This window comes from Mycetocola sp. Y719, from assembly GCF_056713205.1.
On sequence record NZ_JBWYGY010000001.1, the window covers coordinates 509729 to 533536 of the forward strand.

Genomic DNA, 23808 nt, shown 5'->3' on the forward strand with positions numbered 1-23808 from the left:
GTTGATCATGCACGACTTGAAAGTCATTGGCGTCGAGGACGGCGCGCTCATAGCCGCCACCGACAGCGGAGAGCGATTCCGTCTGCTCATCGACGACGTGCTGCAGTCGCACGTGCGACGCAGCAGGCAGGAACCGTCGAGCGGCCCCAAGCTCAGCCCGCGCGAAGTTCAGGCGCACATCCGGTCAGGCCTGTCGGCCGAAGAGGTCGCAACCCTCACCGGTGCCGACCTCGAATACATCCAGCGCTTCGAGGGCCCCGTCCTGGCCGAACGCGAACACATCGTCGGCGCCGCGCTCAGCGTCCAGGTCCTCACAGCCGTCGAACCGACCACAGAGGAAGACGACTCGACGTTCGGTTCGGCGATCCGTGCCCGCCTCGACTCGCTCAGCGCATCGGACGAGCGCTGGACCAGCTGGAAGGAAGCCGGGGGCGGTTGGACGGTCAAGCTGTCCTTCACCGCGGCGAACATCGAGCACGACGCCCGCTGGAGCTTCGAACCGAAGAAGCAGGCACTTGCGCCCCTCAACGGCGAAGCCGTGACCCTCTCGAAGCAGGGGGAACTCCCGACGGTGCTCATCCCCCGTCTCCGTGCGGTCGAACGGGATGACGCTCACCCGGACGAGAGCCGGTTCGACAGCGGTGCATTCAACTTCCGCGACGCGGACGACAACGGTGACTTCGCTCCTCACATCGAGATCGCCCCGCGCCCGCAGTCTTCGTCCAAGGCGGCGGCCGCTGCGGCCATCAACCGCAACGAAGACGGTGGAGCACAGTCGAATCAGACCGCCGATCTCCTCGAAGCGCTGCGCAAGCGACGCGGCGAGCGTGAATCAGCGCACCGGCCAGACGACGACGGGGTTTCGCGCCTGACGCCGAGGCTCGTGGACGTTCCGCTCGACTTCGAGGCTCTCGGTGACGAACCGGCAGCACCGACGGAGTCTCCGTCAGCGTCTGCGGCGCCAGGGCGCCCCAAGCGCGGCCGCGCGGCGATGCCGTCGTGGGACGAGATCGTCTTCGGCGCGAGGACTGACGAGGACTGACGCGTTCGCCGTTCCGGGCCGATTGGTCCCGGACGACTGTTCGTGCGTTCCGCGAATGACCCTTTCGGCCCGTTCGATCAGCGCTCGAACGCGCCCAGCCGGACCAGCGGCACGATTCGTTCTTCGGCGGTGAGTGAACCGTGCTGGCCGATCATGTTCCTGGCTGACTGGTCGGCCGGGCGTGAGTCGTAGTAGACGACGCGTTTCCTCGCGGCGACGATGACGTCACCGATCCGCGGCAGAACCTCGTCGTCCACGTCACCGAACAACCCGGCACCGATGGCATCCGCTCGACTGGCGATCCACGCGCGTTCGCCTTCGCTCTGCTCCCACACGGCAGCCAGCGCCTGCCGGTCGCCGTCGGTGGCGCCCGGTTCGAGGTAGAGGTGGAGGCAGCGGGGCTCTCCGCCGACGTGCCGGACCCCGGCGATCAGCTCCTGGGCCCGGTCGAACAGGATGTGCGAGCCGTGCGGGACGTCCACAGATCCGTGATCGGCAGTGACGAGAACGCCGACACGGGGAGGGAGCCCCCGCAGAAACGACTGCAGCTCGGCGTCGACGGCTTCGAGTCCGCTGAGCCATTGCGGTGACTCCCAGCCGTACTGGTGCGAAGCCTTGTCGAGTTCGGGGATGTAGAGATAGGTGAGCGACGGTTCCCCCGTTGCGACGATACGCGCCGCTTCGGCGAACCGGTCGCCCAGCGAGTTCGCTCCTCGGTACTCCGCACCCCGGAGTACCGCCCGGGTGAACCCGGATGTCCGGAACTTCGACGGGCCGACGGCGAAGCTGCGGATGCCCCCTGCCGTCGCGCAGTCGAAAACGGTCGTCTGCCGCTGCCACACCTCTGGCACCATGCCGTCGTCCCAGCCGGTCAGCTGGTTCACGAGCCTGTCGTTGGCGACGTCGAGCGTGCGATAACCGACGAGCCCATGCCTGCCAGGCATCGCACCGGTCGTGAGCGTTGTCAGCGCCGCTGCCGTCGTCGTCGGAAAGACGGACGTGAGCGGTTCGCGATGGTGCGGCGCGAGGAAACGGGCGTGGCCTGCTCGCGCGGCGAGCTGGGATCGGCCGAGCCCGTCGACGACCACGACCACGACGCTGCGAACCGCAGGAAGGTCGAGATCGTTCGGCTCGCCGGCCAGTGCGCGTGCCGAATTCGGCAGAACATCGGCAAGGCTCCGAGCGCCGGGTTTCTCGGTGGGTAGCATGGTGGCCATCCGGGCAATTCTGGCATAACCGCGACGCGGCCGCCGGTCGCCCGGCCCGAAGCCCCTGCCCCTTCCCTGAGAAACTCCGGATGCCCCGTACACAGACTCCTCCCCCGGCCGCCGACGACTTCACCGAACGCATCGAAGACGTCGATGTCTCCGTCGAGATGCAGGGTTCGTTCCTGGAGTACGCCTACTCGGTGATCTACTCCCGCGCCCTCCCCGACGCCCGAGACGGCCTGAAGCCGGTGCAGCGTCGCATCCTGTACATGATGACCGAGATGGGTCTGCGCCCCGACCGCGGGCACGTGAAGTCGGCACGCGTCGTCGGCGAAGTGATGGGAAAGCTTCACCCGCACGGCGACTCGGCCATCTACGACACCCTCGTTCGGCTGGCCCAGCCGTTCACGCTCCGCGTGCCGCTGATCGACGGTCACGGCAACTTCGGATCCCTCGACGACGGTCCGGCGGCCGCGCGCTACACGGAGGCCCGCCTGGACGCCGCCGCGCTGGCGATGACCGACGAACTCGACGAGGACGTCGTCGACTTCGTGCCCAACTACGACAACCAGCTCACCCAGCCAGACGTCCTTCCCGCCGCGTTCCCGAACCTGCTCGTCAACGGCGCGAGCGGGATCGCCGTCGGCATGGCCACGAACATGGCGCCGCACAACCTCATCGAGGTCATCGGTGCTGCCCGCCACCTGCTCTCGCATCCCAACGCCACTCTCGACGAGCTCATGGAGTACGTGCCGGGCCCCGACCTGCCGACGGGTGGCACGATCGTGGGCCTCGACGGCATCAAGGATGCCTATGCGACCGGCCGCGGGAGCTTCAAGACCCGGGCGAAGGTGAGTGTCGAGAGTCTCTCCGCACGCAAGAGCGGCCTGATCGTCACCGAACTCCCCTACCTCGTGGGGCCAGAACGCGTGATCGAGAAGATCAAGGACGGCGTCACCAACAAGAAGCTCAGCGGCATCTCGGATGTCACCGACCTCACCGACCGCAAGCACGGGCTCCGGCTCGTCATCGGCATCAAGACCGGTTTCAGCCCACAGGCCGTTCTCGAGCAGCTCTACCGGTACACCCCGCTCGAAGACGGCTTCAGCATGAACAACGTCGCACTCGTAGGTGGTGGGCCGCAGACGCTCGGCCTTCGTGAGCTGCTTCAGGTCTATGTGGATCACCGGATCGAGGTCGTCACCCGGCGCTCCGCGTTCCGGCTTGCCAGGCGGAAGGAACGGCTTCACCTCGTCGAGGGAATGCTCATTGCCATCCTCGACATCGACGAGGTCATCCAGGTCATCCGCGCGAGCGATGACACGGACCAGGCGAGGACCCGCCTGGTCGACGTCTTCGACCTCTCCGTGCTCCAGGCCGAGTACATCCTCGAACTCCGTCTTCGACGGCTCACCCGGTTCTCCCGCATCGAGCTCGAGGCCGAGCGCGACAAACTCAAACTCGAGATCGCCGAACTGGAGCGCCTCCTCGGCAGCCAGGCGCTGATCCGCAAGCAGGTCTCGGACGAGCTCGCGGACGTCGCCGAACGCTTCGGTACGCCACGGCGGACCCTGCTCACGGAGGCACGCCCGAGCATCGCCACAGCGGCGTCGAGGCGTCAGCCCGCACAGCTCGAGGTGGCGGACACCCCGTGTCGCGTCTTCCTCAGTACCACCGGCCGCGCGGTGCGTATCGACCGGGTCGACGGCGAGGAACCCCCGGCCTCGGAGCGTGCCCGCAGGCGCAGCAAGCACGACGCCGTCAGGGCGTTCATCGACACGACGTCACGCACCGAGATCGGTGCGGTCACGTCGCTGGGCCGTCTCATCCGTTTCACCGCCGTCGACCTGCCTGTCGTCCCCGCGAATTCCCTTCAGCTTGCTGCCGGCGTGAAGATCGGCGACTACCTCGCTCTGCCCAACAAGGCGGAACGGGTGCTGGCGCTGGTCTCCCTCGACAGCAGCGAACCGATCGCGCTCGGCACCAGACTCGGCGTGGTGAAGAGGGTGACGCCGGGAGACTGGCCGAACAAGCCAGACTTCGAACTCATCGGCCTGAAGCCGTCGGATGAGGTCGTCGGGGCTGTCCAGACGGCTGATACCGCCGAGCTGGTGTTCGTCAGCTCAGCGGCCCAGTTGTTGCACTTCCCGGCCAGCGCGGTCCGACCGCAAGGGCGGGCGGCCGGCGGGATGACCGGTATGAACCTGCCGGCAGACACGCACGCCATCTTCTTCGGAGCGGTCGACCCGTCCGCTGAGAATGTCGTCGCCACCCTGTCGGTGTCCTCTGGCACCATCCCGGGTACCGACCCCGGCCGGGTGAAGGTCTCGTTCTTCTCCGAGTTCCCCCCGAAGGGCAGGGCGACCGGAGGTGTGCGGGCCCACGCGTTCCTTAAGGGAGAAGACGGCCTGGCGCTCGCGTGGGTAGGGCCTGGCCCCGCGCACGCCGTCGGAACAGACGGATCCGCCCGCACACTTCCGGAGGCCGGCGCACGGCGCGATGGCTCCGGAACGGCCATCGACTCGGTGATCGGCTCCATCGGCAGCGAGATCGCCACCGCCTGACCTGCGACGTCGGCGGGATGCCACGTCGTGACGCTTCATCCGTCGCAAATGTCGGGTTTCGGTCGTCACAACCGCCATTTGCGACGGATGAACCGCCGTGACCATCGGAGGACGACGTTCATGTGTCACAATCGGCGCGAATCCGTGTGCCATACGCGCCATTTGCGCCGAACCGCGGACACAACCGGGGCGCGCTTCATCCGTCGCGGCGGTCGGGTTTCAGTCGTTTGAGCGCCGTTTGCGACGGATGAACGGCGGAGACCCTCGGCGACCGTTCATGTGCCGCAGCCCGGACGTCACGCGTCGATGCGGTCCCGGTTCAGGCGGTCTGAGCTGTCGACGATGAACTCCTTGCGCGGCGCCACGTCATTGCCCATCAACAACTCGAACACGTGGGCAGCCTGCTCGGCATCGCCCACCTGCACGCGCCTGAGGGTGCGGTGCCTGCGGTCCATCGTCGTGGTCGCGAGCTGGTCGGCATCCATCTCACCGAGTCCCTTGTAACGCTGGATCGGTTCCTTGTACCGCCGCCCCGACTTCTTCAGCTTCGCGAGAAGGGTGTGGAGTTCCTGCTCCGAATAGGTGTAGATCGTCTCGTTCGGCTTCGACCCGGAGTTCATGACGATGACCCGGTGCAGCGGGGGCACGGCCGCGAACACTCGACCCTCTGTGATCATCGGGCGCATGTACCGGAAGAACAGAGTGAGCAGGAGGGTACGGATGTGCGCACCGTCGACGTCGGCGTCACTCATGATGATCACCTTGCCGTAGCGGGCCGCAGACAGGTCGAAGCTCCGCCCCGACCCTGCACCGATGACCTGGATGATCGCGGCGCATTCGGCGTTGGAGAGCATGTCCGAGACGGATGCCTTCTGCACGTTGAGGATCTTGCCCCGGATCGGAAGGAGGGCCTGGAATTCGCTGTCCCTGGCGTTCTTCGCTGTGCCCAGCGCAGAGTCACCCTCGACGATCATCAGCTCACTGTTGGCGACGTCGTTGCTGCGGCAGTCGACGAGCTTGGCGGGGAGCGACGAGCTCTCCAGCGCGTTCTTGCGACGCTGTGTCTCCTTGTGCGCTCGCGCGGAGATGCGGGACTTCATCTCGGAGACGATCTTGTCGAGCACGAGCGCGGTCTGCGCCTTGTCATCGCGCTTGGTCGACGCGAAGCGCTCCTTCAGAGCGGTGGCCACGACGTTCGCCACGATGGCACGCGCGGCGGGAGTTCCGAGGACCTCCTTGGTCTGGCCCTCGAACTGCGGTTCGGGCAGCCGAACGGTGAGCACGGCGGTGAGACCGGCGAGCACGTCGTCCTTGTCGAGCTTGTCCGAGCCCACCTTGAGCCGGCGGGCGTTCTGCTCCACCTGCTGGCGGAGGAACTTGAGCAGACCCTGCTCGAAGCCGAGCTGGTGGGAGCCGCCCTTCGGGGTGGCGATGATGTTCACGAAGCTCTTGGCGACGGTGTCGTACCCGGTCCCCCAGCGAAGGGCGATGTCGACCTCGCAGGTGCGCTCGAGTTCGGTGGGGAGCATGGCGCCCGTTTCGCTGAGCACGGGCACGGTCTCGGTGAAGGTGCCGCTCCCCGAAAGCCTCCAGATGTCGGTGACTGCCGTGTCTGTCGCAAGATGCTCGACGAACTCCGAGATCCCGCCCTCGTACTGGAACAGGTGGGTGTCGCCGTCGCCGGCCTCTCCCTGTCGCTTGTCCTCGATGGTGAGGCCGAGGCCGGGGATGAGGAACGCGGTCTGCCTGGCTCGACCGATGAGGTCGTCCATCTGGAAGGTCGCGCCCTTGGTGAAGATCTGTCTGTCGGCCCAGTAGCGGACCCTGGAGCCGGTGACACCCTTCTTGACCTTGCCGACGACGCGCAGTTCGCTGCCGAACTCGAAAGGTGTGAACGGAGCGTCAGGGCTCGGGTCCCCTGAGTCAGTGAAGATACCGGGCTCACCGCGGTGAAACGACATCGCCCAGGTCTTGCCGTCGCGGTCGACCTCGACGTCGAGTCGTTCACTCAACGCGTTGACGACGGATGCCCCGACACCATGCAGACCACCGGATGCCGCGTAGGAGCCGGAACCGAACTTTCCACCCGCGTGGAGCTTGGTGAAGACGACCTCGACACCGCTCAATCCGGTCTTCGGCTCGATGTCGACGGGGATGCCGCGTGCGCGGTCGCGCACTTCGACGCTTCCGTCTTCGTGGAGGACCACGTTGATGTGGTCGCCGTGGCCGCCGAGGGCCTCGTCGACCGAGTTGTCGATGATCTCCCAGAGGCAGTGCATGAGTCCGCGGGAGTCGGTGGATCCGATGTACATTCCCGGACGTTTGCGGACTGCTTCCAGACCCTCGAGGACGGAGAGATGGCGGGCGGAATAGTCGGAACTCACAATGTTCAAGCCTACCGACCATGCCGGCATCACCCGGAAGTGACACGATTTCACCGCTCAGCCGTACGCGCACAGCGAAATAGCAGACCCGATAGGAAGATATCCAGCCACGCGTGGTTTCATTAGTGGACAACACATGCTCGCACGCCAAGGTCAGGAGGAGCTCATGTCATCAGGAGAACGCGGTACCGGTCGAGTCGAAACCGGCAGCGTCGACACGCTTGAGCCACAGCTGACCGCCGCAGACCGCTGCGACAGCTGTGGAGCACAGGCTTACATCCGGGTGGTCGTGAACAGTGGAGAACTGCTGTTCTGCGCACACCATGGAAAGAAGTACCAGGAGAAGCTGTCAGCGATCGCGCACAGCTGGCACGACGAGTCCTCGAGGCTCCTCAACGACCAGCGCGTCTGATCCCTGCTTTCGAACGCTCAGCCGCCGCCCGCATCAGGGCGGCGGCTTCCGTTTGTCTGGAGACCTTTGCAAACCAGAATGCGGAGGCCAGACTGGTCGCGTGAATTCCGGGAACAATCCGTGGGTGCTGCATGTCGATCTCGACCAGTTCATCGCGGCCGTCGAAGTGTTGCGGCATCCAGAACTCGCCGGCAAACCGCTGATCGTCGGCGGCCGCGGCGACCCCACCGAGCGTGCCGTCGTCTCGACCGCGTCGTATGAGGCCCGTGCATTCGGTGTGGGCTCGGGGATGCCGTTGCGGATCGCCGCCGCTCGCAAGGTGCCGGATGCCGTCATTCTCCCCGTGGATGCCGAGACCTACCTCGCGGCATCGCACGAGGTCATGACGACGCTCAGAGACCAGCCGGGAGCCATCGTCCAGGTCCTCGGCTGGGACGAAGCCTTCGTCGGGATCGACACGGAGGGGCCCGAGTCGTATGCCCGTGACCTGCAGCGAGCGGTGCTCGAGCGGACCCGCCTGCACTGCAGCGTGGGAATCGGGGACACGCTGGTGCGCGCGAAGGTCGCAACCGGGTTCGGCAAACCGCGCGGTGTCTTCAGGCTGACCGCCGAGAACTGGCTCGAGGTGATGGGCGACCGCCCGACGATCGACCTGTGGGGCGTCGGGTCGAAAGTCTCCCGTCGCCTCACCGGGCACGGCATCACCACTGTCTCCGAGCTCGCCGCAGCGGATCAAGAGATTCTGGCATCGGAGTTCGGTCCGAAGATGGGTCCGTGGTACGGCCAGCTCGCCAGGGGCGAAGGAGAGCGGGAGGTCGACGACACGCCATGGGTGGCTCGTGGTCACAGCCGGGAGACGACGTACCAGCGGGACCTCACGACATCCGCTGAGGTGGATGCGGCGGTCGGTGAACTGGTCGATCGCGTGCTGCAGGACGTCCAGGCGGAGGCGCGCCCGGTTATCGGCATCACCCTCAAGGTGCGCTACGCGCCGTTCAGCACCAAGGTCTTCACGAAGAAGATCCCGGAGACCGCCGATCGTGACGTCGTGCTGGCGCGCGCCATGGACCTTGTCGACCGGATGGAAAAGGACCGTCCGATCCGGCTCCTCGGTTTCCGCGCCGAAATGACAATGCCCGCAGACGCGCGGGACGGCCACACGCCGACGCGGAGCGGCTGGTGACGGGTCAGGCGGTCGGCACCTTGGCGAGAAGGATTGAACGGGCCAGATCGACGACCTCGTCGAGGTCTGCGTGCTCAGGCCCTGGCCGGTAGTCGACACCGGCACGCTGGGCGGCGAGTCGGATCAGGTGGTCAGCCATCGCCGGGTTGAGAACGAGGAACGGCCCGTGGCAGTGCGTGCCGAGGCTGTTCTTCACCACGGCGCCGTCGGTGCCGTCACCGTTGCCGTGACCGTTGCGCACGCGGCCCAGCGACTTCTGGTCCGGGCGGCCCGTGTAGACCGAGGTGTGGTTCTCCGTGCCGATGAGCAGACCGAAGTCGCTCTCGATGGCGAACGCCTCTGTGATGATCCTGCGTGCGCTGTTGTCGACGGAACCGCCGAATACACCTGCGCCGGGGATCACCTCGGTCGGGCTGAGCCTGATCGAGGCGGAAAGCAGGTGGAAACCCGCTCCGACCGCGACGATGACCACTCCGGCCTCCGACCACTCACGCAGCGTCGGAGCGATCCGCTCGACGTCCGATGCGATCGACCGGACCGCACTTGACGTTCCTGTGCCGATCAGGACGATGTCCACAGACGAGGGAAGCTCGTCGCCGACCGAGTAGCTGAGCTCGTCGACCTCGAGGCCGGCCAGTCGCATCCGCCGGACGAGCGCCGTGCGGTTGCCGACGTCGCCGTTGAGTGACAGGTCGGCCGGGTACAGTTCGAGAACGCTGATACTCACGCGGCACCCGCTTCCAGATCCTTGTAGCCGAGATACCGGCGGGTGGCCATCATCTGGTCGTAGTCCAGGAAGAATGTGTGGCGACCGCTTGCAGGAGGCGGACCGTCCAGCATCCGCTGAACCGCCCTGGTGATGTCAGGTTCGATGACGCCGAAGTCCTTGCCCTCGTATGCCAGTCGAAGCGCAACGAACGCACCCTTCGGACCCGAGATGACGTCGACGTGGTCGAGCCGGCTGAGGTCTGCGGCGTAGAGCCACGACGGGTCCTTGCTCGACTCGTCGTAGGCGAAGAGCACCGAGTCCGGTGTTCCCTGCAGGTAGTCGAGGTTGAGCTGCAGGCTGGCCAGGTTCTTCAGCATGAGGATTTCGATCTCGACACCGTTCACCGTCAGGATCTCACCACGGCCGTAGACCGTCTTGGTGTTCTGAACGGCGGCAACGGCCTTCGCGACGTCGAACTTCTCGCCGAGATTGCGAGCAGCAAGCGTGAACGCCGCAGCGATGTCGACGGCGTAGTGGATGCCGCGCGACGGCATCCGGACGTCGTGGACGGTCTCACCGAAGCGGATCTTCGCGTCATAGCCGTCGGCGTGGACGACCTCCGCGACGGCGTGCCGTGATTCGGCGGCTGTCGCGCCGGAGAAGTCGCGTGCCGAGACCTGACCGTGGGGCGCTGAGGCCTGGACGTCGGGCGTGACACCGAAGTACTCGACCGCGAGGTGGCCTTCGGCTTCGAGTTCGCTGCCGAGGGTGCTGAGGAAGTTGTCGTCGCGGTTCAGGACGATGGACGTCCCGATCTCGGCGGCGATCCCGCGGAACATCGCCGCGACCTTGTCCGGTTCGCCGAACCGATAGATCTGGTCGACGAGGAGGTTGAGGATCACTGCGGTCTGCGGCTTCAGCTTCTTCGCGATGACGGCGCCATAGCCCTCATCGATCTCGAGGATGGCGATGTCCGCCTTGATCCTGCCGGTCAGCGACGTCTCGGCCAGCAGGGCGGATGCGATGCCCTGCGGCATGTTCGCCCCTGACGGGTTCGTGAAGACCTTGAGACCGTGCTCCCGCATGATCGCCGAAAGCAGGTTGGTCGTCGTCGACTTGCCGTTCGAGCCGAGCACGAAGACCACGCCGTACGGGAGCTGCGATGCGACATCCCTCATCACGTTCGGTGCGAGCTTCTGCACCACGACACCGGGCATCGCGCTTCCTCCGCCGCGCAGGCGCGTGACGAAACGTGTCAGGCGCCCGGCGAGGATGGGAAGTACGTAGTGCAGGCCGGTCGGTTTACTCAAGGTAGTCCCTGAGCGACTGCGACCGGGACGGGTGGCGCAGCTTGGCCATCGTCTTGGACTCGATCTGGCGGATTCGCTCACGCGTCACGCCGAACGTGTCACCGATCTGGTCGAGTGTCTTCGGCATTCCGTCGCCGAGCCCGAAGCGCATGCGGATCACACCCGCCTCACGCTCGCTCAGCGAATCGAGCAGGCTCTCCAACTGCTTCTGCAGCATGGTGAAGCCCACCGCGTCGGCCGGCACGACAGCTTCGGTGTCCTCGATGAGGTCACCGAACTCGCTGTCACCGTCTTCACCCAGCGGGGTGTGAAGCGAAATCGGCTCGCGCCCGTACTTCTGGACCTCGATGACCTTTTCAGGCGTCATGTCGAGTTCGCGGCTGAGCTCCTCAGGCGTGGGCTCGCGGCCCAGGTCCTGCAGCATCTGACGCTGGACACGGGCGAGCTTGTTGATGACCTCGACCATGTGCACCGGGATACGGATGGTGCGGGCCTGGTCGGCCATGGCGCGCGTGATCGCCTGGCGGATCCACCAGGTGGCGTAGGTCGAGAATTTGAAGCCCTTGGTGTAGTCGAACTTCTCCACGGCGCGGATCAGACCGAGGTTGCCCTCCTGGATGAGGTCCAGGAACTGCATGCCGCGGCCGGTGTAGCGCTTCGCGAGGGAGACGACGAGGCGGAGGTTGGCGCCGAGCAGGTGGCTCTTCGCCCTGGCACCGTCCTTGGCGACCCACTGCAGTTCACGGCCGAGCTGCGTGCGCTTCTCGGTATCGTCCATCTGCGAGAGCTTGTCCTCGGCGAAGAGGCCCGCTTCGATCCGCATGGCGAGCTCGACCTCTTCTGCTGCGTTGAGGAGGGCGACCTTGCCGATCTGCTTGAGGTAGTCCTTGACCGGGTCGGCGGTTGCGCCGGTGATGGCCGAGGAGTAGACGGGGACCTCGTCCTCGTCGTCGACGACCGACAGGACGAGAGCTCCCTGAGGGAGAGCCTCGGCTTCTGCCGCCTTCTTCTTACGAGCCTCTTCGGCTTCGTCGCTCTCAGCGTCGGCCGGGTCGACGTGCACTTCTTCGTCGTGCTCGTCTGCCTTTTTCTTCGCCGGACCGCGCTTCGCTGCGGCAGCCTTGGCCGGGGCCTTCGCGACAGGGGCGTCGGCCTTCGCGGCGTCTTCCGCCTTCTTGACTGCGGCCTTCGTCGGCGCTTTCGTTGCGGTTTTTGCTGGCGCCTTCTTCACGGGTGCCTTCGTCTTCGCGGGGGTCTCCTCCGCGGTGGTCGTGTCTGCTGCGGCCTTCGTTGCCGTCTTCTTTTCTTCCGTTGCCGAAGTTTGTGCGGCCTTGGTGGCCATAGGAGCACCTTTCAGTCCCGGAGCGCCGTTGTCACGGACGAGCACTTCTGGGCCCAGATTGTTTTCGGACATTACTAAGACCCATGTCAAGCCCTATGCGCTGTCCACGCGTCGGCAGACGCGGGAAGCACGGACTTGAACGGGTCCTTAGACAACATTATGTCACGCTTTGCTGTGAGGATGAGCCAACCCGCGCCGCTCGACGGGTCGCGGCCTGCTACGGGTGACGGCGACGGAAGGCTTCCATAGCTGCAACCCACAAAGGCCCCACCTGTATTCCCTCATCCTCCACGATCCTCCGCCTGGTTCGCCGCCTCGCGATCATCAGCATGACCACTCCGAATCCGATGACGAGGTACTGGACGAGGAAGGCGAGACGGAACGAATCGAGGCTGTACAGAACCGCTGCCGGCGCTCCTGGCCCTGCAAGCGAGTCGAGCACGAGACCGATGAGGAACATCATCACGAAACTCGCGGTGAAGCCGCCGACGTTGACGACGCCGTTGGCCGAACCGAGGACCCGGACCGGGTTGAAGGTGCGGGCGAAGTCGAAGCCGATGAGTGAGCCGGGTCCCCCTGCGCCGAGGACGACGAGGAGGAGGATCAGGACCCAGAGCGGAGGAGTGTCAGGCCAGAGCAGGAGGGTGGTCCACGCAGCGCCGATGGCGAGGACGATCCCGAGCACGAGGTTGCTTCTTCGATAGGGATAGCGCGCTGAGAGGAGACCGAGCACCGGTCCGATCACGACTCCTGATGCGACGATCACGAGCAGCATGGACGCGGCCATCTGCTCCGAGAGACCCAGGCCGTAGACCATGAAGGGGTACCCCCACAGAAGGGCGAATACCGTTCCAGAGGACTGCGTCACCCAGTGGGCCCAGAAACCGAGTTGCGTCCCCGGTCGCTTGAAGCTCAAGGCTAGCTGGCTGAGCGCCTCCCGGAGACTCGACACCCGGTGAGCTTCCGTCGAGTCCGCCGGGCGGTCCCTGATCACCGCGAGGCTGAGCACGAGGGCGAGAGCGACGAGGGACGCCGCAGCGAGGAAAGCCTGCGTCCAACCGGCAGTGTGCAGGAGCAGGGCGAACGGGATGGCCGAGAGAATCTGACCCACCTGCCCCAGGTTTCCCATCCACTGCGACAGCTGGGGAACGATCCGGCCGGAGAACCAGGAACTGACGAGGCGCATCACTGAGACGAAGATGGCGGCGTCGCCGGCGCCGACCAGGATGCGGCCGACCACGGCGACCGAGATGGACGGAGCGAAAGCGACGACGACCTGGCCGACGACGAGGAAGCTCAGACCTGCGGCGATGAGCACCCGAGGGCCGAGCCGGTCGATGAGGACGCCGATCGGTACCTGCAGCACGGCGTAGACGACGAGCTGGACGACAGCGAGCGTAGAGAAGGCCGAAGCGGAGGCGTCGAAACGCTCGACGGCCGAAACACCGGCGACTCCCAGGGTGGACCGCTGCATCACCGCTGCGATGTAGGCGAAGACCCCGATCCAGAAGACGAGCCAGGATTTCGCGGAATTCACCCTGTCAGCCTAGGGCAGCCGATCAGTCGGGCAGCCCGCCTGGCGACCGCCGTTCATCCGGTCCCTTGCGTCCGGCGAGGAACTTTTCGAGCTCTGCGGCGATCTCGTCGGCGGACGGCAGGGTGCCGTCTGAGTCCATGAGAGGGGATTTCAACGCGCTGCCCTCCATGTACGTGTCGTACCGTTCCTCGAGCGTGCCGACCAGCCTCTTGAGTTCGTCGTTCCCGCCGACCTGCTCGTCGATGCGCGACACGAACTCGCGACCCTCTTCACGGAGCTCGTCAGTGGGCAGGATCAGACCGGTCGCCGCGCTGATGCTGTCGATCGCGGCCAGAGCGGCCGTGGGGTATTCGGTGTCGGCCAGGTAGTGCGGGATGAGAAGGGCGAACCCGGCGACACCTGAACCACGTTCGGCGAGGCGGTACTCGAGCAGGTGGAGGACGTTCGACGGCACCTGGGTGTGCGGGCGCCAGACGCTCATCGATTCGATCAGCTCTTCGCGTGTTCCGCTCACCGTGACCCCGATGGGCCGCGTGTGAGGTACAGGCATGGGGATGGCGTGCACCCATGTCGTCCTGGCAACCCGGAACCGGTCGATCAGCTCGATCACGTCGCGGACGAACCGTTCCCAGAGGAAATCGGGCTCGTACCCGGTGAGCAGAAGGAACGGGTGGTGCAGGTCGTCGTACGCCAGCGACACCACGAGCTGAGGGGGCGTGTACTCGGTGAGGTGGTCCTGGTCGAAGTAGATGATGGGCCGACGAGCACGGTAGTCGAGCAGCAGATCGTTGTCGAAGACCGCGACAGGCTCACTCTCGACCGAGCCGCGCGAGTACTCGTTGAACTGCCCCGCCGCCCCGCCAGCGTCAGAGAAACCGGTGAGCGAAACGACGAGGTCGAGCCCGTCCGGTACGTCGGATGCCGCAGCCGTCAGCTCGTAAAGTTCGGCGGGAATACTCATGCGTCCACTCTAATCGGCGTCGCGAAACGGGGAGGGGCGCGGGGAACGCGCTCAGCGAACACGGCGGGGGTTCCATCCGACCCAGCGTCTAGCATGAGGGGCATGTCTGTCCCCGAACTTTCCGTGTCCTCCTCTGCCCCGACCGACTCGACCGCCGACGTCCTCGTCGTCGGCTCACTGAGCTCAGGCTCATCGGCCACCCTTCACGCCGCGCCCGGTTTCTCATCGCTCGGCGACGTCTTCGACGCCATCGGTGTCTCGGGTTCGGCCGACCAACTGGTGCGGATCCCCGCGTCTGTGGGGGCGGCAGGGAGTATCGCGATCATCGGTCTCGGTTCGGATGCCGGACTTGACAGCCTGCGGAATGCTGCAGGCTCCGCCGTCCGCCAGCTCGCCGGCGCAGGAACCGTCGCTTTCGCCTTCCCGACGGCTTCCGCAGCAGAGGTCGAGGCCATTCTCGAGGGAGCAGCCCTCGGAGGCTACAGCTTCACCTCCTACCGCAACACCTCGCTCGACTCCGTAAAGGAGGGGGTGGCTTCTGTCACCGTCCACCTCGATGGTCAGTTCGACGCCCCGGCATTCGACGGCGCCGTCGAGCGCGCCGGGATCCTCGCCGAGGCGATCGCCCAGGTCAAGGATCTCGTCAACACTCCCCCGGGCGACCTGTACCCGGAAACGCTGGCCCAGGCGGCCGCAGACGCCGTCGCAGACCTTCCCGTCGAGGTGACGATGTGGGACGAGAATGCTCTCGCCGCTGATGGATTCGGCGGCATCCTCGGTGTCGGCCAGGGGTCGAGCCGCGGCCCCCGCCTCGTCAAACTGTCCTACACCCCTGCCGGAGCGGCGAAACACCTCGCCCTCGTCGGAAAGGGCATCACCTTCGACACCGGCGGCCTCTCGCTGAAACCACCGGCCTCGATGGTCGGCATGAAATACGACATGGCTGGCGCGGCCTCCGCACTGGGCGTCATCGTCGCCGCCGCCCGGCTGAACCTGCCGGTGAGGCTCACCGCCTGGCTGTGCATCGCCGAGAACATGCCGTCGGGAACGGCAATCCGCCCGAACGACGTCCTCCGGATGAAGGGTGGCCGCACGGTAGAGGTTACGAACACTGATGCTGAAGGTCGCCTCGTCATGGCCGACGGCCTCGTCGCCGCCAGCGAAGAGCATCCGGACGCCATCATCGACATCGCTACCCTGACAGGCGCGGCCGTCGTGGCACTCGGCAAGCGGTACACCGGGGTGATGGGCGACGATGAGCTTGTTGCGGATGTCCTCGCGGCGGCGAAGACGCAGGGTGAGCCGATGTGGGCGATGCCGTTCCCCGCGGAGACACGCGCCCTGCTGCGTTCGGACGTCGCGGACCTCGCCAACGCCAAGGTCGGGAACACGGCAGGCGGGATGCTCGTGGCCGGCGTCTTCCTCCGTGAGTTCATCGGGAAGCAGAGCGATGCGGATGACGCGAAGGCGATCCCCTGGGCACATCTCGACATCGCCGGCCCCGCCAACAACCCCGATGCGCCGTACGGTTTCACCGCAGGCGGTCCGAGCGCAGTCGGCGTTCGCACGCTCGTCAAGGTGGCCGAACAGATTGGTCGCCCGTAGTAAGGTCGTATGGGCTAGTCAGCCCCCAACCGTCGCCAGCTCGAACCCGTGTCGGCGGCTTTAGCACGAACCCAGATGCACGAGGGAGAAGCTCAGTGTCGGAGCAGAATTTTGACATCGTTGTTCTCGGTGGTGGAAGTGGCGGATACGCGGCAGCATTGCGCGCGTCCGAGCTTGGCTTCACCGTCGGACTTGTAGAGAAGGACAAGCTCGGAGGCACCTGCCTGCACCGCGGTTGTATTCCGACCAAAGCACTCCTGCACTCGGCCGAGGTGGCTGACGTCTCGCGCGAGTCGTCGAAGTACGGCGTGAACACCACGTTCGAAGGCATCGACATCGCCGGCGTCACCGCCTACCGCGAGGGAATCGTCGCGAAGAAGTACAAGGGGCTCCAGGGCCTGATCAAGGCTCGCGGCATCACGGTCATCGAGGGTGAAGGCCGACTGACCTCCCCCACGACCGTCCAGGTCGGAGACCAGACCGTCACCGGCAAGAACGTCATCCTCGCCACCGGATCGTACAGCCGCTCGCTTCCCGGACTCGAGATCGGCGGCCGCGTCATCACGAGCGAGCAGGCCCTCCAGCTCGACTTCATTCCCCAGAAGGTCGCCGTGCTCGGCGGAGGCGTGATCGGCGTCGAGTTCGCCAGCGTCTGGAAGTCCTTCGGCTCGGACGTCACCATCATCGAGGCCCTCCCCCACCTCGTCCCGAACGAGGACGAGGCGATGTCGAAGGGACTCGAGCGCGCGTTCCGCAAGCGCGGCATCAATTACTCACTCGGCGTCCGGTTCCAGGGAGTCACGCAGGACGAGAACGGCGTGGTCATCACGCTCGAGGATGGCAAGACCATCGAAGCCGAGCTCCTGCTCGTCGCCGTCGGCCGCGGCCCGTCGACCGCCAACCTCGGTTACGAGGAAGTCGGCGTCACCATCGATCGCGGGTTCGTCATCACCAACGATCGCCTCGAGACGAACATCCCGGGGCTCTACGCCGTCGGAGACATCGTTCCCGGCCTGCAGCTCGCTCACCGTGGATTCCAGCAGGGCATCTTCGCTGTCGAGGAGATCGCCGGCCTCAACCCGGTCCTCATCCCAGACGTGAACATCCCGAAGATCACCTACTGCGACCCCGAGGTCGCATCCGTCGGCCTCACCGAGGCGAAGGCCGCTGAGCAGTACGGCGCAGACAAGATCACCGCGTACGAGTTCAACCTCGCCGGCAACGGAAAGAGTGAGATCATCGGAACGACAGGGAACGTCAAGGTCATCCGGGTCAATGACGGCCCCGTCATCGGCGTCCACATGATCGGCGCCCGCGTCGGCGAGCTCATCACCGAAGGCCAGCTCGCTGTGAACTGGGAGGCCTACCCCGAAGACCTCGCTCCCCTGATCCACGCGCACCCGACTCAGAGCGAAGCGCTGGGCGAGGCATTCCTCCACCTGGCGGGCAAGCCGCTCCACGCACTGTAGGTCACGCCCGTCCGGGTGCGATCAAACTAAGCTACATACGTAAGAACTGGTTTCAAAGGAGACAAGGTCATGGCAGAATCCGTAAGCCTTCCGGCGCTCGGTGAGAGTGTCACCGAGGGTACGGTCACCCGCTGGCTGAAGAACGTTGGAGATCGGGTCGAGGTCGACGAGCCGTTGCTCGAGGTTTCGACCGACAAGGTCGACACCGAGATCCCTTCCCCCATCGCCGGTGTGATCGAAGAGATCCTCGTGCAGGAAGACGAGACGGTCGAGGTCGGCACGGCACTCGTGAAGATCGGTGACGGTTCGTCATCCGGCGAGAGCGCCCCCGCCAATGAGGCACCGGCCGAAGAGGCACCGGCCGAAGAGGCACCTGCCGAAGACGAGCAGCCCGCTGCCGAAGCACAGGAAGAGGCGGCACCTGCCGTCGAACCGTCGACCGAGGTACCCGAGGAAGCCGAAGTGCCCGCCGAAGGCGAGTCCGCTCCAGCTGAGGCTCCAGCGCCTCCGGCTCCTGCTGCACCCGCACCAGCACCTGCCGCTCCGGCAGCACCGGCAGCGCCTGCCGCTCCGGCGCCTGCTCCCGCTGCGCCTGCTCCGGCTGCCCCTGCTGCTCCTCCTGCCCCGTCAGGGGACGCCATCGGAAGTGGCTACGTCACTCCTCTGGTCCGTCGTCTCGCCAATCAGCAGGGCGTCGACCTCTCCACGATCACCGGCACCGGTGTCGGCGGACGTATCCGCAAGGAAGACATCCTCCAGGCCGGTCAGGCGACATCCGCAAGCGGAGCGCCGGCGAAGGCCGCTCCGCTCGAGGTGTCCCCGCTCCGTGGAACCACGCAGCCGATGTCCCGTCTCCGCAAGGTCGTCGCGGAGCGCGCCGTCATCTCGATGCAGACCTCGGCACAGCTCACCAGCGTCGTCGAAGTGGATGTCACCAACATCGCCACGCTGCGCGACAGGGTGAAGTCCGACTTCCAGTCGAAGACCGGCTCGAAGCTGTCGTTCCTCCCGTTCTTCGCGCTTGCCGCCGCTGAGGCCCTCAAGGCCTTCCCGGTGATCAACGCGACGATCGATGGCGACTCGATCGTCTACCCGGACCACGAGAACATGAGCATCGCGGTCGACACGGAGCGCGGCCTGCTCACCCCTGTGGTCCGCAATGCCAGCGACCTCAACCTCGCCGAACTTGCCGGGCAGATCGCAGATCTCGCCGAACGAACCCGCGACAACAAGCTCAAGCCCGACGAGCTCGCCGGCGGCACATTCACGCTGACCAACACTGGTTCGCGCGGCGCCTTGTTCGACACCCCCGTCGTGTTCCTTCCCCAGGTCGCCATTCTCGGCACCGGCATCGTCACCAAGCGCGCAGCCGTCGTCAAGGCCGCAGGCCAGGAAGCGATCGCGATCCGTTCCATGGTCTACCTGGCACTCTCCTACGACCACCGGATCGTCGACGGGGCGGATGCCTCACGGTTCCTCGTCGCGGTGAAGAACCGCCTCGAAGAGGGCAACTTCGAGGCAGACCTCGGAATCTAGTCCGGTTCGAACAGATCACGCAGACGCCAGCCGGTGTCCGTCCTCACCACGAGGACGAGTACCGGCTGGCGTTCGCTGTTTGCAGGAATGGCTCGTGTGAGTACGGCGTCGCCGTAAGCCTGGACGAGTTCGACCCGTTCGCGCGATTGGGGCTCGGCGAGCAGTATCCCGCCCGCCCGTCGGCTCCCGAACGCGTGCCGATCGGCATCGTCGATGGCTGATCCGGCTTCGGCGAACAACCCGACGCAGGACGGCTCTGCGCGAACGGCGCAGCGACCCCGCAACTCGAGCAATGCGGCGGCAGCCGTTGCAGCATCCTCGCCGGCGACAGCGGTGGCTTCCTCTGTCGAGAAACCGAGACCGGCGATCACGCCACCCGGTGACGGCCTCCCGGCAGGCGCCGAGATGGCCGGGCTCTGCGCCGTACTCCGGCTCTGTGTCGGAACCTTCTGCCGTCCTTCGGCGGCACCGGGGATCGCCGTCAGCCCTGCGCTGACGACCAGCGCACCGACCAGAACTGCCAGACCGATCGGAAGGCCCCTGCGGCGAACGACCCGCCCCAGCCGGCCGCGGAAGGCAGCACCCGACAGCGAGACGGCGAGTCGCTTCGCCCGGGTCAGCGCCGACAGTGCGACCCGCAGCGGCGGAACCGCCGACTGGCGGACCTCCCGTATGTCCCGTTCCACCAGCTGGGTGCGCCGGTCGGCCACCAGGACGACGGGCAACGAGGGCGCCACGGCGAAGATCCTGCACTCGAGCTGGCTCGCTCGTGAGCGATCTGCCCCCGCGTCGTCGATGGAGGTGTCGAGCCATTCGGCGACCCCGCTGAACCCCGTCCTCGCCGGTTCATCCACCACTTCACCGATGGCCCGGATCAGAGTGGACAATGCCCGGTAGTCGGCGAGGATGCCGGGCGTCGACGACGAGCTGCCGTCCGCTTCGTTCGTCGTGATGGCGACTTTCCTGAGCCCGTCGAAGCCGCCGATCACCGGCCGTCCGTCCGTCGCGAAGAAGACCGACGCGGCGGTCAAACCGCCGTGGACGAGTCCGGCGGCGTGGATCTCGGCGAGCCCTGCCGTGATCGGCGCCAGGATGGTCACGGCTTCGCCGGCCGCGAGGCGAGAACGTGCGGCGAGAAGAGTGGCGAGTGACCAGTCCGTCTGTTCACACGCGAGGAGCAGCCGGCCATCCGAGATCGTTGCGATGTCGATGAGAGACAGGACGTGCGGCGAACGAACACGGGTATGCGACTCAACGCGACGCATGGCGGCTTCGTCCTCACGGCAGATCGTGAGGACGACGGCGAGGTCGCGGGCCTCCGCGTGGGCGAGCCAGACGGAATCGCTCGTGTCACTGCCCAGGCGGCGGACGAGCCGGTACCCACCGAGTACGACACCGGGTGCGAGACGCGTCCCGCCCGGTTCCGCCGGTCTCTTCGGTTCTGCCATCCGACCATGATCGCCGGGGACTGGTGGCATCCGTCAGGGTGTGATCCGGTGGTGGAGGCACGCGTTCGGGTAGCGGAGTTGTGAGGGACAGGAGCCCTCGCGTTGGTCGGCGACAGGCGCCGACGGGCATCCACATTGCCGGTATCCTTATTCACATGGCACGCAAAGAAAAACCCGTCAAGGCGGCGAAGGAACCAGGCCGTTTGAAGCAGATGGGGCAGGTCTTCCAGATGACCCGCCGCTACGACAAGAGCGTCGTGTGGTGGATGCTCCTCGGATTCCTCGGTCCCATCGCCGTCGGTGTCGCCGCGGCGCTGATCCTCTCTGGCGGCAACGTCTTCGGTCTCGTCCTCTGGATCATCGCGGGTGTTCTCGCCGGTGTCCTCGTGGCCATGATCATCCTCGGGCGCAGGGCCGAACGGGCCGCATATGGGCAGATCGCCGGTCAACCGGGAGCTGTCGGCGCCGTCTTCCGGAGTTCGCTCCCCCGCGGCTGGCAGGGCAGCGAGATGCCTGTCAACGCCAATGCGAAGACCCAGGACGCTGTATACCGTGCCGTGGGTCGCGGCGGTGTCGTGCTCGTCGGCGAGGGGCCACGCTCCCGCTCGAGTCGCCTCGTCGAAGACGAGAAGCGCAAGATCAACCGTGTCGTCCCCAACGTGCCCGTCACCGTCTTCTTCGTCGGACCAGACGAAGACTCGGTGCCCCTGTACAAGTTGACCAAGTCGTTCCGCAAGGTCAAGAACACGCTGACCAAGCCCGAGGTGCTCGCGGTCGTGAACCGGCTGGCGTCGCTCAGTGCCGGGTCCCTGCCGATACCGAAGGGTGTCGACCCGTTCAAGGTCCGCCCCCAGCGCGCGCGATAGCACTCCACGACACAGAAAACCCGCCTGGACGACACTGTCCAGGCGGATTTTCCGTTTTCACTGAGACGGATACCGCTGAGCTCATGCCCTGACGAGTACCGTTCCTGCGACCTTGTCGTGGAACCCGCGCTGGTCCGAGTCCCAGATCAGGGCGGGCAGGATGAGGACGAGGAGCAGAGTCCTGACGGCGGGTCGCCAGAGGCCGACGTACCCTCCTGTGAGCGGTACGACCCTCATGCCCAGGATGCGGTGGCCGACGCTCGCTCCCGTGGTGATGAGAAAGAGGATCTGCAGCACAGCGAAGACGAACAGGTTCGCCCAGCCGTTGCCGACGGTGTTCGCGCTGGGGAAGAACGTCGCCACGATGAGCAGGGCTGACGCCCAGTCGATGGCGAGAGCGGCAATACGGCGCCCGGCCCGGCCGACACTGCGAGGTCCGTGCTCCGGGAGGCCGAGGCGTTCCCCCGGGTATCGGCTGGGCGCGAGGTCGCCGAAACGGGGGTTGGGCTTCGGTTCGCTCGTCACACTCAAATCTTACGCGGAGCAACACGTGTAACATGCCAGAAACATGGGTGTGACCGCGGGGTAATCCCCTGTCAATACCCTCTCTAGAGGTTGCATGTCGCATCCTTCTCTCGGTACCAACCCTTTTGGAGCTATCCATATGTTCAGCGATTCATCCGAGGTGCTTAAGTTCATCAAGGACACCGACGTCAAGTTCGTCGACATCCGATTCACCGATCTGCCCGGTGTACAGCAGCACTTCAACATCCCGGCAGCGACCGTCGACGAAGAATTCTTCACCGTCGGCCAGCTGTTCGACGGCTCGTCGATCCGGGGCTTCGCCAACATTCATGAGTCGGACATGCAGCTGATTCCGGATGTCACCACGGCTTACCTCGACCCGTTCCGCGTCGAGCGCACCCTCATCATCCTCTTCGACATCTACAACCCGCGTAATGGCGAGATCTACGCGAAGGACCCGCGTCAGGTCGCCAAGAAGGCTGAGAAGTACCTCGCCTCCACCGGCATCGCCGACACCGCCTACTTCGCTCCAGAGGCCGAGTTCTACATCTTCGACGACGTCCGTTACGAGATCAACCAGCACTCGAGCTCGTATTCCGTCGACTCCAGCGAGGGCGCCTGGAACTCTGGCAAGGAAGAAGAAGGCGGAAACCTCGCCAACAAGACGCCATACAAGGGCGGCTACTTCCCGGTCAGCCCTGTCGACCAGCACGCCGACCTCCGCGACGACATCTGCCTCAAGCTCATCGACGCCGGCCTGATCCTCGAGCGCAGCCACCATGAGGTCGGCACCGCCGGCCAGGGTGAGATCAACTACCGCTTCGACACGATGGTGCACTCCGCTGACGACATCCTCAAGTTCAAGTACATCGTCAAGAACACGGCGCACCAGTGGGGCAAGACGGCGACGTTCATGCCGAAGCCGCTGTTCGGCGACAACGGTTCGGGCATGCACACGCACCAGTCGCTCTGGAACGGCAGCACACCGTTGTTCTACGACGAGGCCGGTTACGGCGGACTTTCCGACGTCGCGCGCTGGTACATCGGTGGACTGCTCAAGCACGCCCCGGCTGTGCTCGCGTTCACGAACCCGACCGTCAACAGCTACCACCGTCTCGTCCCCGGCTTCGAAGCTCCGGTGAACCTGGTCTACTCGGCGGGCAACCGTTCGGCGTCGATCCGAATCCCGATCACGGGCACGAACCCGAAGGCCAAGCGCATCGAGTTCCGCGCGCCTGACGCATCGGGCAACCCGTACCTGGCCTTCGCCGCCCAGCTCATGGCCGGCCTCGACGGAATCAAGAACCGCATCGAGCCGCACGAGCCTGTCGACAAGGACCTCTACGAGCTTCCCCCCGAGGAAGCCAAGAGCATCCCCCAGGTTCCGTCGTCGCTCGAGGGTGCCCTCCAGGCGCTCGAGGCCGACCACGAGTTCCTGCTGCAGGGCAACGTGTTCACGCGTGAGCTGATCGAGACCTGGATCGACTTCAAGCGCGAGCACGAGATCAAGCCTCTGGCTCAGCGTCCGCACCCGTTCGAGTTCGAGCTGTACTACGGCGTCTGATCACGAGAATCCATCTGACCGGGGAATCTGTGGACTCGTCCCTGGCGACTGCCCGCACATAGTCCGCTAGATCCCCGACCAGCGTTCCAGCACGCAACGCAGAACGTCCCCCGCCATCCTTTCGGAGCGGGGGACGTTCTGTT

18 protein-coding genes are annotated in these 23808 nt (G+C 65.7%); 9 read left to right on the forward strand and 9 right to left on the reverse strand.

The genetic code is table 11. The annotated features are described in order from the left end of the window. Positions 1-7 precede the first annotated feature (7 nt). Positions 8-1042, forward strand: a complete 1035-nt coding sequence (sepH, locus tag AC1M0F_RS02290; RefSeq protein ID WP_480236584.1) for a septation protein SepH — start codon at positions 8-10, stop codon at positions 1040-1042. Positions 1043-1119: 77 nt separating this feature from the next. Here the strand turns inward: sepH and AC1M0F_RS02295 are convergent, their stop codons facing one another. Continuing rightward, positions 1120-2259, reverse strand: coding sequence for an alkaline phosphatase family protein (locus AC1M0F_RS02295; protein ID WP_480236585.1), 1140 nt, complete (start codon positions 2257-2259; stop codon positions 1120-1122). A gap of 80 nt (positions 2260-2339) precedes the next feature. Here AC1M0F_RS02295 and AC1M0F_RS02300 point away from each other — a divergent pair, with 80 nt between their 5' ends. Then, the gene (locus AC1M0F_RS02300) at positions 2340-4814 is read left to right on the forward strand and encodes a DNA gyrase/topoisomerase IV subunit A (protein WP_480236586.1); all 2475 of its coding nucleotides are present in this window, start codon (positions 2340-2342) and stop codon (positions 4812-4814) included. Positions 4815-5110: 296 nt separating this feature from the next. On the opposite strand, the gene AC1M0F_RS02305 is transcribed toward AC1M0F_RS02300, so the two are convergent. Further along, positions 5111-7201, reverse strand: a complete 2091-nt coding sequence (locus AC1M0F_RS02305) for a DNA gyrase/topoisomerase IV subunit B (protein ID WP_480237348.1) — start codon at positions 7199-7201, stop codon at positions 5111-5113. A 163-nt stretch (positions 7202-7364) separates the two neighbouring features. Here AC1M0F_RS02305 and AC1M0F_RS02310 point away from each other — a divergent pair, with 163 nt between their 5' ends. Together AC1M0F_RS02310 and AC1M0F_RS02315 are read left to right on the forward strand one after the other, a co-directional pair. After that, positions 7365-7610, forward strand: a complete 246-nt coding sequence (locus tag AC1M0F_RS02310; protein WP_480236587.1) for a DUF7455 domain-containing protein — start codon at positions 7365-7367, stop codon at positions 7608-7610. A 100-nt stretch (positions 7611-7710) separates the two neighbouring features. Further along, positions 7711-8793 (forward strand): DNA polymerase IV, encoded by a 1083-nt coding sequence (locus tag AC1M0F_RS02315; protein ID WP_480236588.1) that lies wholly within the window; start codon positions 7711-7713, stop codon positions 8791-8793. A gap of 4 nt (positions 8794-8797) precedes the next feature. Here the strand turns inward: AC1M0F_RS02315 and AC1M0F_RS02320 are convergent, their stop codons facing one another. From AC1M0F_RS02320 to AC1M0F_RS02340, 5 genes are all read right to left on the reverse strand, one after another. Continuing rightward, complete coding sequence (locus tag AC1M0F_RS02320; protein ID WP_480236589.1) at positions 8798-9520, reverse strand: type 1 glutamine amidotransferase; 723 nt, start codon at positions 9518-9520, stop codon at positions 8798-8800. Continuing rightward, the gene (locus AC1M0F_RS02325; RefSeq protein ID WP_480236590.1) at positions 9517-10812 is read right to left on the reverse strand and encodes a Mur ligase family protein; all 1296 of its coding nucleotides are present in this window, start codon (positions 10810-10812) and stop codon (positions 9517-9519) included. Before AC1M0F_RS02325 ends, AC1M0F_RS02320 begins: the two co-directional genes overlap by 4 nt. After that, on the reverse strand, positions 10805-12154 hold the full coding sequence (locus AC1M0F_RS02330) for an RNA polymerase sigma factor (protein WP_480236591.1): 1350 nt from the start codon (positions 12152-12154) through the stop codon (positions 10805-10807). The genes AC1M0F_RS02325 and AC1M0F_RS02330 overlap by 8 nt, the downstream gene beginning before the upstream one ends. 217 nt (positions 12155-12371) lie before the next feature. Then, on the reverse strand, positions 12372-13691 hold the full coding sequence (locus tag AC1M0F_RS02335; RefSeq protein ID WP_480236592.1) for an MFS transporter: 1320 nt from the start codon (positions 13689-13691) through the stop codon (positions 12372-12374). A gap of 22 nt (positions 13692-13713) precedes the next feature. Next, positions 13714-14652, reverse strand: a complete 939-nt coding sequence (locus AC1M0F_RS02340) for a proteasome assembly chaperone family protein (RefSeq protein WP_480236593.1) — start codon at positions 14650-14652, stop codon at positions 13714-13716. A gap of 102 nt (positions 14653-14754) precedes the next feature. On the opposite strand from AC1M0F_RS02340, the gene AC1M0F_RS02345 reads away from it, so the two are divergent. The 3 genes from AC1M0F_RS02345 to sucB all read left to right on the forward strand — a co-directional run bounded on the left by AC1M0F_RS02345 (position 14755) and on the right by sucB (position 19262). Beyond that, positions 14755-16257 carry a leucyl aminopeptidase gene (locus tag AC1M0F_RS02345; RefSeq protein ID WP_480236594.1) on the forward strand — a complete coding sequence of 501 codons (1503 nt, stop codon included), beginning with the start codon at positions 14755-14757 and terminating at the stop codon, positions 16255-16257. A gap of 95 nt (positions 16258-16352) precedes the next feature. Beyond that, positions 16353-17726, forward strand: a complete 1374-nt coding sequence (gene lpdA, locus AC1M0F_RS02350; protein WP_480236595.1) for a dihydrolipoyl dehydrogenase — start codon at positions 16353-16355, stop codon at positions 17724-17726. A gap of 69 nt (positions 17727-17795) precedes the next feature. Next, on the forward strand, positions 17796-19262 hold the full coding sequence (sucB, locus tag AC1M0F_RS02355; protein ID WP_480236596.1) for a 2-oxoglutarate dehydrogenase, E2 component, dihydrolipoamide succinyltransferase: 1467 nt from the start codon (positions 17796-17798) through the stop codon (positions 19260-19262). On the opposite strand, the gene AC1M0F_RS02360 is transcribed toward sucB, so the two are convergent. Beyond that, positions 19259-20710, reverse strand: a complete 1452-nt coding sequence (locus AC1M0F_RS02360) for a serine/threonine-protein kinase (RefSeq protein WP_480236597.1) — start codon at positions 20708-20710, stop codon at positions 19259-19261. The two genes, sucB and AC1M0F_RS02360, sit on opposite strands and share 4 nt — an antisense overlap. Before the next feature lie 155 nt (positions 20711-20865). On the opposite strand from AC1M0F_RS02360, the gene AC1M0F_RS02365 reads away from it, so the two are divergent. Further along, positions 20866-21576, forward strand: a complete 711-nt coding sequence (locus AC1M0F_RS02365; protein ID WP_480236598.1) for a DUF4191 domain-containing protein — start codon at positions 20866-20868, stop codon at positions 21574-21576. A gap of 81 nt (positions 21577-21657) precedes the next feature. On the opposite strand, the gene AC1M0F_RS02370 is transcribed toward AC1M0F_RS02365, so the two are convergent. Next, a complete protein-coding gene (locus AC1M0F_RS02370; RefSeq protein ID WP_480236599.1) occupies positions 21658-22101 on the reverse strand; it encodes an RDD family protein in 444 nt (147 codons plus the stop codon). 139 nt (positions 22102-22240) lie between these two features. On the opposite strand from AC1M0F_RS02370, the gene glnA reads away from it, so the two are divergent. Beyond that, a complete protein-coding gene (glnA, locus tag AC1M0F_RS02375) occupies positions 22241-23665 on the forward strand; it encodes a type I glutamate--ammonia ligase (protein WP_480236600.1) in 1425 nt (474 codons plus the stop codon). Positions 23666-23808 lie beyond the last annotated feature (143 nt).

Coding starts and splice junctions, on each gene's coding strand:
- glnA (WP_480236600.1), top strand. CDS start 22,241: ATGTTCAGCGATTCATCCGAGGTGCTTAAGTTCATCAAGGACACCGAC.
- AC1M0F_RS02340 (WP_480236593.1), bottom strand. CDS start 14,652: ATGAGTATTCCCGCCGAACTTTACGAGCTGACGGCTGCGGCATCCGAC.
- AC1M0F_RS02300 (WP_480236586.1), top strand. CDS start 2,340: ATGCCCCGTACACAGACTCCTCCCCCGGCCGCCGACGACTTCACCGAA.
- sucB (WP_480236596.1), top strand. CDS start 17,796: ATGGCAGAATCCGTAAGCCTTCCGGCGCTCGGTGAGAGTGTCACCGAG.
- AC1M0F_RS02295 (WP_480236585.1), bottom strand. CDS start 2,259: ATGGCCACCATGCTACCCACCGAGAAACCCGGCGCTCGGAGCCTTGCC.
- AC1M0F_RS02330 (WP_480236591.1), bottom strand. CDS start 12,154: ATGGCCACCAAGGCCGCACAAACTTCGGCAACGGAAGAAAAGAAGACG.
- AC1M0F_RS02310 (WP_480236587.1), top strand. CDS start 7,365: ATGTCATCAGGAGAACGCGGTACCGGTCGAGTCGAAACCGGCAGCGTC.
- sepH (WP_480236584.1), top strand. CDS start 8: ATGCACGACTTGAAAGTCATTGGCGTCGAGGACGGCGCGCTCATAGCC.
- AC1M0F_RS02345 (WP_480236594.1), top strand. CDS start 14,755: ATGTCTGTCCCCGAACTTTCCGTGTCCTCCTCTGCCCCGACCGACTCG.
- AC1M0F_RS02360 (WP_480236597.1), bottom strand. CDS start 20,710: ATGGCAGAACCGAAGAGACCGGCGGAACCGGGCGGGACGCGTCTCGCA.
- AC1M0F_RS02365 (WP_480236598.1), top strand. CDS start 20,866: ATGGCACGCAAAGAAAAACCCGTCAAGGCGGCGAAGGAACCAGGCCGT.